The following is an 11,016-nucleotide window of genomic DNA, read 5'->3' as shown; positions in this document are numbered from 1 at the left end:
TTCGACCGTTGTTCGACGAAAATGCCGTTTCGTCGAACAACGGTCGAAGAATGGTCGAACAACAATCGAACAAACTAAAAAACAACTAAAAATTCATATCGCTCAAAACGATGATAAACAGAGGCATAAAAAAGAATTTTTCTTTTTACTAATTGAATAAATAATGATAGGACAAATACGGACACAAAAAATGTTTTTTTTATAATTATTCTAACTTTTTAGTATCTTTATGAATCTTCGTTTTTTGAAAAATCAATAAAAGACGAAAATTTATTAAAAACTTCCTCCGAAATTAGCACCTTCAAATAGTTTTAAAATTCCAAAAAAAGGAATAAAACTTAAAAGTAATACAAGATATAATATCCTATTTTTATAGTTAAAAATAATGGATATTACTGAAAAAAGTGGACATAAAATAAAAGACCCAAATCCAGTAATAGCTATAAAATCGAACATAAAATTTTGATTTCTTGCTATTTCAGTTCCATCAATACTATACATAACAATAAAGCATAGAAAGAAGAATATTGTCAATCCTATAAATACTCTTGATATGTTGATTTTGGTTGGCTGATTCATACAATTTATTTGAATAAAAATAAGTAAACTTTACAGAAAGCATCTCACTGAAAATAGTGATTTACAATTTTGCTTAAAATTTGATTGTATTGAAGCAGTAATAAACAAAAAACCCATACTGATAATCAGTATGGGTTTTCTTTAGATTGTGATCCAGTCAGGATTCGAACCTGAGACCTACTGCTTAGAAGGCAGTTGCTCTATCCAGCTGAGCTACTGGACCAATCCAAAATTCTATTACTAAAATTCGTCGGGGTGGCAGGATTCGAACCTGCGACCTCCTGCTCCCAAAGCAGGCGCGATGACCGGGCTACGCTACACCCCGAGTGGTGTTTTATTTCTAGCTTTAAAAAAGCGGAGAGACAGGGACTCGAACCCTGGCATCGGTTTCCCGATGACAGATTAGCAATCTGCTCCATTACCGCTCTGGCACCTCTCCTAACTTTTAAAAATAAGACTGATTAGTCTCATAAAGCGGTTGCAAATATATATTGACTTTTATTGCAAAACAAGTCTTTTTAGAAAAAAAATTAAATTATTTGGCTTAATTTTGGCTATTCAAAAGACTATTTAGAACTAAAAGAATGAATTTTAAAGGATTAGTATTTTCGGCAATTTCTTGTTTTTTTATTTTGGCTAGTTGTGCAACTAAAACAGTTCCACCAAAAACAATTACAAAAGTAATTCGTGACACAGTCATTATCAATTCAAAAACAGATCAACCGGAAATGACTCGAGCTGCAAAACTCGACAAGTACAAGGTGACAACAGATTATTATCCATCTATTTCGCAAGATGAACGTGTACGATTTTTAGTGTTACACTACACAGCAATCAACACAGAGTTATCGTTAAAAGTATTGACTCAGAAAGATGTAAGTGCACATTATTTGGTAAATGATTATGATGACAAAACAATTAATCTTTTAGTTGACGAAACAAAACGTGCATGGCATGCAGGTGTTAGTAGTTGGAAAGGATTGGATAATATAAACTTTTCTTCTATTGGTATCGAAATCGTTAATCTTGGAAACAAAGGAACGGATGCTTATCCAAATTACACGCCTTATCCAGATTATCAAATCAAAAAAGTAGGTGAATTGACACAAGATATTGTAAAACGTTATAATATTTCTCCTTTTAATGTAATTGGGCATTCTGATGTTGCGCCAGGAAGAAAACCAGATCCGGGTCCACTTTTCCCTTGGAAAAAATTATATACAGATTACGGTGTTGGTGCTTGGTACGATGATACAGACAAGTATGTATTTATGCAACAATATCCTTGGGATACAACAAGTTCCGTTTTTATCACACAAGTGCAAACTGATCTTAAGAAATATGGGTACAACGTTCCTACAAATGGAATGATAGACGCGCAAACTAAGAATGCGATTGTAGCATTTCAGATGCATTTCCGTCCAGAAAAATACGATGGAGTTGTAGATGCTGAAACTTGGGCAATCTTGAAAGCGTTGAACAAAAAATATAATCCCTAAATCAGTTTTGATTTATTGAATGAAACTCCTACTTGTTAGGAGTTTTTTTATGGAATAAACTTTCGGTAAAATAATATTAACAATATAACCTCTTGTGTACTTTGAATTAAAATTCGTCAGTTCGAGTGATTTTTAGAAAATTATTTCTAAAAATTGTATCGAGAATTAAGATGAATTTTATCTACTAAAACCTTATTCTCGATACAAAATTCTAAATGAATTTCACTCGAATTGACGGTTTTCTTAATAAAATTATCAAAATACACTACGGGTTAATAAATAGCATAATTATCATTAAAAATGGAATTGAGAGTTAAGAAAAATTGAAGTAATTTTATCCAAAATAATATAACATGGCTTTTAAAAGTTTGCGCCCAATTATTTGGACGAAAGATTTACAAAAAACAACAAAATTCTATAAAAAATTAGGATTTAAGATTGCTGATCAAAATGAAGATTGGATTTGGGCTTGCTTGCAAAAAGACGATGTAGAAATTATGTTGGCTTATCCAAATGAAGGAGCAGATTTTGAACGAGCTAATTTCACAGGTTCTTTTTATTTTGTTGTAGACAACGTAGACGAGTTGTGGAATCAAGTAAAAGATGATTGCGAAGTTGTATATGAAATTGAGACCTTTGAATGGGATATGCGCGAGTTTGCAATCTACGACAACAATGGTTATATCTTACAATTTGGACAAGAAATAGAAGTTACATTCGAAGATTAATTATGATCTCAAAACGATATTACAACATTATTTTAGCGATAATTATTCTTATTATTCCAATTGTTTTTTACATGATTATTAACACTATGGTTAGTATAAAATATGAAACCGACGGAGTTGACACTTGTATTTCTACTGTAACAGGAAAAAATCTTTGTTCGCAAATCGATCAACTAAAAGTTACTATTTATATTGACATGATTGTGATGATTTTCTGGTTAGCCTTAAGAAACTTAATCGTAAAAAAATAACTTATGGATTATCATTTCGAAGAAAAATTTGAACAAATTAATTTCTCAGAAAATCAAAATATATCTGGTGAATACGAGAATTGCGAGTTTATAAATTGTGATTTGAATGGATTAGATTTAAGCGATATCAAATTTATTCAATGTCAATTTATCGAATGTAATTTGAGTAATGTAACTTTAGAAAACACAAGCTTTCAGCAAGTTGAGTTTATGAATTGTAAAATGATAGGTTTTAATCTCGAAAATTCGAACAAATTTGGGTTAAGCATTTCATTTGAAAATTGTACGTTAAACGACTCATCTTTTTATGAATTACCGCTAAAAAAGACAAAGTTTAGCAATTGTTCTTTACAAAATGTAGAATTTTCTTTCGCAGATCTTAGTCAAGCTTATTTTATGAATTGTAATTTGGCTCACACCATTTTCTATCAGACCAATTTAAAGCAAGCCAACTTCAAAACGGCTTATAATTTCACGATAAATCCGAATGATAATCAATTGAAAGGCGCGCAGTTTTCCAAAGAAAATTGTGTTGGATTATTAGATTATCTTAGAATTACAATAAATTAAAAAAAGGTTTCGAATAAAATCGAAACCTTTTTTATGCTTTCTACTTATACTATTCTAATCAGAATAAATAATTTCAGATTATATTTTACTAAATCATAACATTTTAGAATAAATTACTTCTATATTTTATCAATTAGTCAATAATTATTTCTTGATTTAATAAATAATAAGATTATTATTGCATCTTTTTTTGATAAATTTTCTGAAATAAATCCAACTCAGATTATCAACTTAAAACTTTTCTTGACATTTTTTTAAGAAATTAAAAAAAATATTAGCGTATTATTTACACTAATAAAATAAAAAAGAAATTCTTTATCAAAAAAAGCATTATTATTATTCAATACATTATTTTAGATAAACTTAAGTCTATTAATTAAGTCAATACAAAATCACAAATAATGTACAACTAACACCATTTATTAAAAAATGAAAAAAATTTTTGTCGCAATTGCTCTACTATCCATTTTTGGAGCCACGGAATTGAAGGCTCAATATGCTTCTGAATATGACGGCGGTTTGGTCGTTAAATTAAATCCAGAAGGAAGTAAATATGTCCGATTTATTCTTTGGGGACAAACTTGGTTTCAGGATTACGAAGGAAAACACGCCAATGATGGATTTTCTATCAAACGAGCGCGCGTTCTTGCTTATTCACAAATCAATGATCGATTTATGATTTTAACACATTTTGGTGCAAATGGAATCTATGATAATAATCTTTCTCCGATGGGAAAAAGTACAGATGTATCGTTTTTCTTGCATGAAATGTTTTTACAATATAAGGTAACAAACAATTTAGCAATTGGTGCTGGAGTTCACAATTTTGGTGGAATTTCTCGTGGAAATGGTCAAGGTTCTATCAATATGTTGACCTTAGATAATAACAGAGCTGACTGGTCAACACTTGGTTTGTCTGATCAATTTTCAAATCATTTGGGAATGTTTGCAAAAGGGCGAATTGGAAAACTGAATTATCGTTTAGCATTAAGTGATGCTATTACTAATACTTTAGATGGAAACTCTTCGACAGTTTTAGAAAACGGACAAGAAAAGTATTTAGGAAAAGCGATACTTGGAGAAGGAAAATATGCGGTTTCAGGATATTTTGATTATCAATTTTTAGATCAAGAATCAAATGCTTTACCTTATCGCGTTGGAACCTATTTAGGAACTAAAAAAGTATTTAACATCGGAGCAGGATTTTTCAATCAAAGTAATGCAATTGTCAAAAAAGAAAATGATAATTTGGTTGGAGAAAATGTAACTCATCTTGCTGTTGATGCTTTTTATGATGCGCCAATCGGAAAATCTTCTTCGATAACAGCTTATGCGAAATATCAAAATTCGGACATGGGCGAAAATTATGTACAAGGAAATGTTGTAGGAGATGGAAATCAGTTTTCTGGACATGTCGGGTATTTATTGCCTAAAAACATCAAAGAAGGAGAAGGAAAATTCCGTAATAGAATTCAGCCGTATGTAGGATATTCTTACAGAGATTTCAAAGGTCTAGTAAAGCCTGCAAACGAATTAAAATTAGGTGGAAACTGGTACATTGATGGTCAGAATGCTAAAATTTCTGTAGAATATCAAAAATCTTTCGATCAACCAAAACACATGGACGACATGATAACAATACAAGCAATGATATTATTATAAAAAAACACACAAGAATTAACACAAAAACACATTATTTATGAGCGAAACTGCTAACAAAAAAACAATCTGGAAAGTGATTGGTGCTTCCTCGATGGGAACGCTAATTGAATGGTATGACTTCTTTATTTTTGGAAGTTTAGCTGTTGTAATTTCTACTAAATTTTTCCCTGCTGACAATCCTACAGCTGCCTTTTTATCAACATTAGCAACATTTGCTGCTGGATTTGTTGTACGTCCATTTGGCGCGTTATTCTTTGGTCGATTAGGAGATATTATTGGTCGTAAATATACATTTATGGCAACTTTAGTATTAATGGGAGGAGCAACTTTTTTAATAGGATGTATTCCATCTTACGAATCAATTGGTTTTATCGCACCTTTATTAGTATTAATCTTACGTTTATTACAAGGTTTAGCACTTGGAGGCGAATATGGAGGTGCTGCAACATACGTAGCAGAACACGCACCAGACGGAGAAAGAGGATATTGGACTTCTTGGATACAAACCACTGCAACAGTTGGTTTATTTGTTTCGTTATTGGTTATTTTATTAACGAAAACATTATTATCAGAAGAGCAGTTTGACCTTTGGGGATGGCGAGTTCCATTTATCTTATCAATCTTAATGGTTTACGTTTCATATTTGATTCGTAAAAATATGGACGAATCGCCAGCTTTCAAAAAAGCAAAAGATGAAGGAACAACTTCTAAAAATCCTTTGAAAGAATCTTTCGGGAATCGTTACAATATGAAATTCGTTTTATTAGCACTTTTTGGAGCTGTGATGGGACAAGGAGTTGTGTGGTATACAGGTCAGTTTTACTCGATGAGTTACATGAAAACGGTGATGAATGTAGAATCTGATCAAGTAGATTCTTTGTTAGGAATTGCTTTATTATTTGGTACACCTTTCTTTGTGTTCTTTGGATGGCTGAGTGATAAAGTTGGTCGAAAATGGGTGATGTTAATCGGAATGATTGTCGCTGTATTCTCGTATCGACCAATTTACGAATCAATGTATCAAACAACAAATCTTGAAAATAAAGAAGTAATTGCAGCACAAACAATTGAAAAAGCTGAAATCAAAAATGTTGACGAAAAATCTGATTCTATTTATACAATTCAAAAATCATTTACAGATGGCACGACTTATAAACAAGTTACAACGCTTCATTTAGAAAATGGTCAAGCAAAAATTGTAGATGGAAAAGTAAGTGAAATTGTAAAAAAATCGACACATATTAATAGTGGTGATAAATGGAAATTAGTTGGATTAATTTGGATTCAAATTATTTTTATCACAATGGTTTATGGTCCAATTGCTGCGTTCTTAGTAGAAATGTTCCCTGTTAAAATTAGATATACATCGATGTCTTTGCCTTACCACGTAGGAAACGGAATTTTTGGAGGTCTTTTACCTGCTGTTTCTACTTATTTGGTAACAAATGCCAAAAACAACGGAGATCCACAGTTTTACTTAGAGGGTCTTTGGTATCCTATTGGAATTGCGGCTGTTTGTTTTATCATCGGAGCAATTTATATCAGTAATAAAGACAGAAATGTTAACTAAAAAACTAATTAGAAATGGAAACAATTAAAAAAATATTAGGAATCGTTTGGATCGCATTATCACTTGTTTTAGCCTACTTTTGTATCATGGAATTTGGAATTCCAAAATTATCATCAGGTTCGCAAGATGATTTAGTATTCGGAATTATTATTCTATTTGTCCTTACACCAATTATAGTTATTGGAATGGCACTTTTTGGATATTATGCTTTACTCGGCGAATATAGCGAAGAAAAAATGTAAAAAACTACACACGAAATCCTCAACACATGTTGGGGATTTTTTATATAAAATGTATTTTCAATAAACGTTTTTATTAAATCCATAAAAAACAAATCATAAAACGTTAATATCTTTTTAAGAGTTTTAGCATAGTTTATGTCAATTAATTTTAAAATCAACAAAGGTACTCGAAGTTAAACTGAAATATAATTCAAATACAAAAAACCTTGCAAATACAAAGCTTTTCATTTATAATATAATTTCTAAAATTGTTTTATATCTGTTCTTTTTCCGTGATAGAAAAGTATTTTCCAGTGTTCTGTTTTCGCATCAACTTCCCACCGCAAACGATCTTCCATCGCTTTTACACCATCTACATCATTCTTGAAAGCAGCATGATATTTAAAATAATTTAATTGAGGTAGATTGTCAGCTCCATAAAATACAATTTCATCATTTTCTTTGATCCAAAAAACTTGTTGAAACGGAACGTGTCCTCCTGTTACTTCGAATTTGATATTATCCGTTATATTTCCACTATCATCATTCATCCATACAATATTTTTGAATGATTTCAACTTTTCTAAACGATCATAGTTATAAGAATTATTTGTTTGAACAACCGCATAATCATACTCGCGTTGTTGAATATAAATTTTTGCTTCAGGAAAGTTACATACAAACTGATCCCCTACCCAATTTCCAATTCCGTTGATATGATCTTTATGTAAATGCGAAATCAATACTTTCGTAATTTGATTTGGATTAATATTATATTCGCGTAATTTTTTTAGAATGATAGGTTCACAATCTACTTCAGTTCCGAAACCACAATCAATCAAAATATTTTCATCTCCAATTTGTATCAAAAATGGACGAACAATAAGATTATATCCGTCAGCGGGATTTTTAACATCAATATTATCACCTAAATAATGAAACTCTTTTTTTGCATCAACATGAAAAACACCTTCTAAAAGAGGAATAACTTTCATTTACTTTTATTTTTTACAAAGGTAATTCGTTTAGATTCTCTCTACAAAAAAAGGCTTCCAAAATAGGAAGCCTTAAAAATTATTATGATTCAAATCTTATTTTACAATTGTCATTTCATCAACGATGTGTTTTGCTCCAGCGAATTTGTCAACAACCCATAAAACATAACGAATATCTACAGAAATCGTACGTTGTAATTTAGGATCAAAGATAACGTCACCAGCCATTGCTTCAATGTTTCCGTCGAATGCAATACCGATTAATTCACCTTTACCATTCATTACCGGAGAACCAGAGTTACCTCCTGTAATATCATTGTTTGATAAGAAATTTACGTGTAAATATCCATCTTTATCTCCATATTGTCCATAATCTTTCGCTTTCGCTAAATCTAATAAACGTTGTGGATTTTCGAACTCTTCGTCACCTGCGATGTGTTTTGCAACTGTACCTTCTAATGTTGTGAAATAGTTAGAAGCAACATCTGGTTGACGTTTTGGATTTGTACTTTTTGGTAAATTTTGAATAGAACCGTAAGTTAAACGTAACGTAGAGTTAGCATCTGGATATAAAATATTTCCGATTTTAGACTCACGTAAACCTTTTACCAATAAACGGAAGTTTTTAGAATAAACATCATTCAATTTTGCTTGTTCATCAGTTTGCTTAGAAGCTCTTTCTACTAAAGCATTTGACAAAACATATAAAGGATCTTTTTTCAAGACTTCTACATCTGGAGAAATTAAGAAATTCTCAACTTGTTTTTGATCAGCGAAGAAACTTCTTTCAACAGCATCATTTACATAAGCTGTAAAGTTCTTGTTATTTTGCTTCGCTAAATCAGCAACATAAGGCGCTAAACCAGCTTCGCTCGCTTTAGAAGCATAAAGATTTAATTGAGCAGCCAATAAATCTTTTTCTAAAGGTAAATACATTTTTTCGTAATATGCATTGATTGCATTCTGAATTTTTGGACGCATTTCATCACGTTTTGCATCATTCGCTGCTGCATAGTTTTCTAATGCTTTTCCAATAGAATATGGCGCACTTGCTAAAGTTGAGTAACGCAATAAAATGTTGATGTAATTGTTATGACGAGCATCTAAATTTGTTTTCGCATAATAATTATTCAAATTCGAAACAACATCACCATATTCGGCTTTGTTTGCTCCTTTTAGAGCCCATTTATTGAATTTTTCTTCTTCTTTTGTTTTCTTCGCAACAGTTCCGTGAAGTTTTAAAGCTTCGATCATTCCATCACGATTTTTCCAATAGTTCGCAACTCCAGCATATTTAGAAGCATAATCAATATTTACTTTTTGATTTTGCTCCATATATTTTTTCATTTGATCCATTGTCACTTTAGAAGCTTCAACCCATGCAGGATAAGCGTACTCTACATTTTGAGCAACACCTTGCGCTGGCATCCAACGATTTGTACGACCTGGATAACCTAAAATCATAGCGAAATCATTTGGTTGATATCCTTTTAAAGAAACTGGTAAATGATGTTTTGGTTGCAACGGAACATTGCTTGTAGAATAAGCTGCAGGATTTCCATCTTTGTCACCATATACGCGGAACATAGAGAAATCTCCTGTGTGACGTGGCCATTCCCAGTTATCTGTATCTCCACCATATTTTCCAATAGAACTTGGAGGTGTTCCTACTAAACGTACATCCTCATAGTCTTGGTAAACAAAATAGTAATATTCATTTCCTTGGAAGAATGAACGAACAGAAACAACATATTTTCCGTTTTCACTGTTCTCTTTTTCAATTTTTGCAATCTCTTGGTTAATCGCTTTTTCACGATCTAACTCAGACATTTTATCATTTACAACACCTAAAATACGTTTAGAAACATCATCCATACGAACGAAGAAACGTACTTTTAAGCTTTTTGGTTTTAACTCAGCAGCTTTGTCTTTTGCCCAAAAACCATCTTTTAAATAGTCATGTTCAGGAGCAGATAATTCAGCAATAGCACCATAACCACAGTGGTGATTTGTCAAAACTAAACCTTGTCCAGAAACCATTTCAGCAGTACATCCACCACCAAATTGTACAATAGCATCTTTTAAAGAGTTATTGTTGATACTATAAATTTCTTCTGAAGTTAATTGTAAACCTTGTTTTTGCATATCACGGTGATTCAGACGCTCGATGAACATCAAAAACCACATTCCTTCGTCAGCTTTCACTTTAAAAGGAAAAAGCATAACCACTAAAAGCGTGGATAATAAAAATTTTTTCATTATTTGTTTGTCTTCAATTTTACGAATTGCTAAAATAATTGATTATCTGAAGTTCTCCTAATCTTTAAGTATTTAATAAAGTTTTACTGAGGTTTTATTGTTAAAAAAAGATTATTTTTATTTAATTAACACAAAATTTGAATAGTGAAAATTAAAATCATTAATCTACTTTGCTTTCTAATTGGTTTTATTGGAATGGTTGGTTTCATTATTATTTTGAATAATCAAACTAAATCAAAACCTGAATATTTTTTTGATGAAACTAATTTATCATTTGAATATACAGATGAAATTAGAAAATATAATTTTGAAAAAAATCAATTCGAGCAATATTATATCGAAGATACTATTATACTAAAAAATGTTCTTAATCAAAAAGAAAAAGAAAAGATAATTTCCTTAATTAGAGATAAAAATATTTTTAAATTAGACTCTATTTATCAAACAGGTCATGAAATAATTGTTACACTACCTAATCTAAGAAAAAATATTATTATTAGTGATAAAACTATCAATAGACATTTTGTTCTAACTGCTGCCTTTGAAGAAAATAATTATTTATCAAATAAAAAAGATTATAATGAATTAATCAATTTTATTAATGAACTAAATAGCATTTTAGACAAAAATGATAAAATCAAACATCTTAAAAAGACAGATTTAGAATTTATGTAACAAAAAA

The 11,016-nt window shown here is 30.8% G+C and carries 11 protein-coding genes and 3 tRNA genes; 8 read left to right on the top strand and 6 right to left on the bottom strand.

The genetic code is table 11. From position 1 onward, the window contains the following. Positions 1 to 273: 273 nt before the first annotated feature. From B2217_RS09340 to B2217_RS09325, 4 genes are all read right to left on the bottom strand, one after another. The gene (locus B2217_RS09340; RefSeq protein ID WP_180906354.1) at positions 274 to 579 is read right to left on the bottom strand and encodes a hypothetical protein; all 306 of its coding nucleotides are present in this window, start codon (positions 577 to 579) and stop codon (positions 274 to 276) included. Positions 580 to 728: 149 nt separating this feature from the next. Continuing rightward, a tRNA-Arg gene (locus B2217_RS09335) sits at positions 729 to 802 on the bottom strand. A gap of 27 nt (positions 803 to 829) precedes the next feature. Beyond that, positions 830 to 904: transfer RNA gene (locus B2217_RS09330), tRNA-Pro, on the bottom strand. 30 nt (positions 905 to 934) lie between these two features. Then, positions 935 to 1,018: transfer RNA gene (locus B2217_RS09325), tRNA-Ser, on the bottom strand. Between the two features lie 145 nt (positions 1,019 to 1,163). On the opposite strand from B2217_RS09325, the gene B2217_RS09320 reads away from it, so the two are divergent. From B2217_RS09320 to B2217_RS09290, 7 genes are all read left to right on the top strand, one after another. Then, positions 1,164 to 2,078 (top strand): N-acetylmuramoyl-L-alanine amidase, encoded by a 915-nt coding sequence (locus B2217_RS09320; RefSeq protein WP_114999956.1) that lies wholly within the window; start codon positions 1,164 to 1,166, stop codon positions 2,076 to 2,078. Positions 2,079 to 2,431: 353 nt separating this feature from the next. After that, on the top strand, positions 2,432 to 2,806 hold the full coding sequence (locus B2217_RS09315; RefSeq protein ID WP_038333665.1) for a VOC family protein: 375 nt from the start codon (positions 2,432 to 2,434) through the stop codon (positions 2,804 to 2,806). A 2-nt stretch (positions 2,807 to 2,808) separates the two neighbouring features. Further along, on the top strand, positions 2,809 to 3,057 hold the full coding sequence (locus B2217_RS09310; RefSeq protein ID WP_180906344.1) for a hypothetical protein: 249 nt from the start codon (positions 2,809 to 2,811) through the stop codon (positions 3,055 to 3,057). Between the two features lie 3 nt (positions 3,058 to 3,060). Continuing rightward, positions 3,061 to 3,627, top strand: coding sequence for a pentapeptide repeat-containing protein (locus B2217_RS09305; RefSeq protein ID WP_180906343.1), 567 nt, complete (start codon positions 3,061 to 3,063; stop codon positions 3,625 to 3,627). 429 nt (positions 3,628 to 4,056) lie between these two features. After that, on the top strand, positions 4,057 to 5,289 hold the full coding sequence (locus B2217_RS09300) for a hypothetical protein (protein ID WP_180906342.1): 1,233 nt from the start codon (positions 4,057 to 4,059) through the stop codon (positions 5,287 to 5,289). Between the two features lie 37 nt (positions 5,290 to 5,326). Next, a complete protein-coding gene (locus B2217_RS09295) occupies positions 5,327 to 6,859 on the top strand; it encodes an MFS transporter (RefSeq protein WP_180906341.1) in 1,533 nt (510 codons plus the stop codon). Positions 6,860 to 6,873: 14 nt separating this feature from the next. Further along, on the top strand, positions 6,874 to 7,101 hold the full coding sequence (locus tag B2217_RS09290; protein ID WP_125350389.1) for a DUF6814 family protein: 228 nt from the start codon (positions 6,874 to 6,876) through the stop codon (positions 7,099 to 7,101). 242 nt (positions 7,102 to 7,343) lie between these two features. Here the strand turns inward: B2217_RS09290 and B2217_RS09285 are convergent, their stop codons facing one another. Further along, the gene (locus tag B2217_RS09285; protein ID WP_038333657.1) at positions 7,344 to 8,075 is read right to left on the bottom strand and encodes an MBL fold metallo-hydrolase; all 732 of its coding nucleotides are present in this window, start codon (positions 8,073 to 8,075) and stop codon (positions 7,344 to 7,346) included. Positions 8,076 to 8,171: 96 nt separating this feature from the next. Beyond that, positions 8,172 to 10,334 (bottom strand): S46 family peptidase, encoded by a 2,163-nt coding sequence (locus tag B2217_RS09280; protein ID WP_180906340.1) that lies wholly within the window; start codon positions 10,332 to 10,334, stop codon positions 8,172 to 8,174. Between the two features lie 144 nt (positions 10,335 to 10,478). Between B2217_RS09280 and B2217_RS09275 the strand changes: the two genes are divergently transcribed. Further along, positions 10,479 to 11,009 (top strand): hypothetical protein, encoded by a 531-nt coding sequence (locus B2217_RS09275; RefSeq protein ID WP_180906339.1) that lies wholly within the window; start codon positions 10,479 to 10,481, stop codon positions 11,007 to 11,009. Positions 11,010 to 11,016: the final 7 nt, after the last annotated feature.

It is taken from the genome of Empedobacter sp. UBA7620, from assembly GCF_002484185.1.
GTDB lineage: Bacteria > Bacteroidota > Bacteroidia > Flavobacteriales > Weeksellaceae > Empedobacter > Empedobacter falsenii_C.
The sequence above is the reverse complement of the archived record's forward strand: the minus strand, read 5'-3'. Positions and strand labels throughout refer to the sequence as shown.

Coding starts and splice junctions, on each gene's coding strand:
- B2217_RS09340 (WP_180906354.1), bottom strand. CDS start 579: ATGAATCAGCCAACCAAAATCAACATATCAAGAGTATTTATAGGATTG.
- B2217_RS09320 (WP_114999956.1), top strand. CDS start 1,164: ATGAATTTTAAAGGATTAGTATTTTCGGCAATTTCTTGTTTTTTTATT.
- B2217_RS09315 (WP_038333665.1), top strand. CDS start 2,432: ATGGCTTTTAAAAGTTTGCGCCCAATTATTTGGACGAAAGATTTACAA.
- B2217_RS09310 (WP_180906344.1), top strand. CDS start 2,809: ATGATCTCAAAACGATATTACAACATTATTTTAGCGATAATTATTCTT.
- B2217_RS09305 (WP_180906343.1), top strand. CDS start 3,061: ATGGATTATCATTTCGAAGAAAAATTTGAACAAATTAATTTCTCAGAA.
- B2217_RS09300 (WP_180906342.1), top strand. CDS start 4,057: ATGAAAAAAATTTTTGTCGCAATTGCTCTACTATCCATTTTTGGAGCC.
- B2217_RS09295 (WP_180906341.1), top strand. CDS start 5,327: ATGAGCGAAACTGCTAACAAAAAAACAATCTGGAAAGTGATTGGTGCT.
- B2217_RS09290 (WP_125350389.1), top strand. CDS start 6,874: ATGGAAACAATTAAAAAAATATTAGGAATCGTTTGGATCGCATTATCA.
- B2217_RS09285 (WP_038333657.1), bottom strand. CDS start 8,075: ATGAAAGTTATTCCTCTTTTAGAAGGTGTTTTTCATGTTGATGCAAAA.
- B2217_RS09280 (WP_180906340.1), bottom strand. CDS start 10,334: ATGAAAAAATTTTTATTATCCACGCTTTTAGTGGTTATGCTTTTTCCT.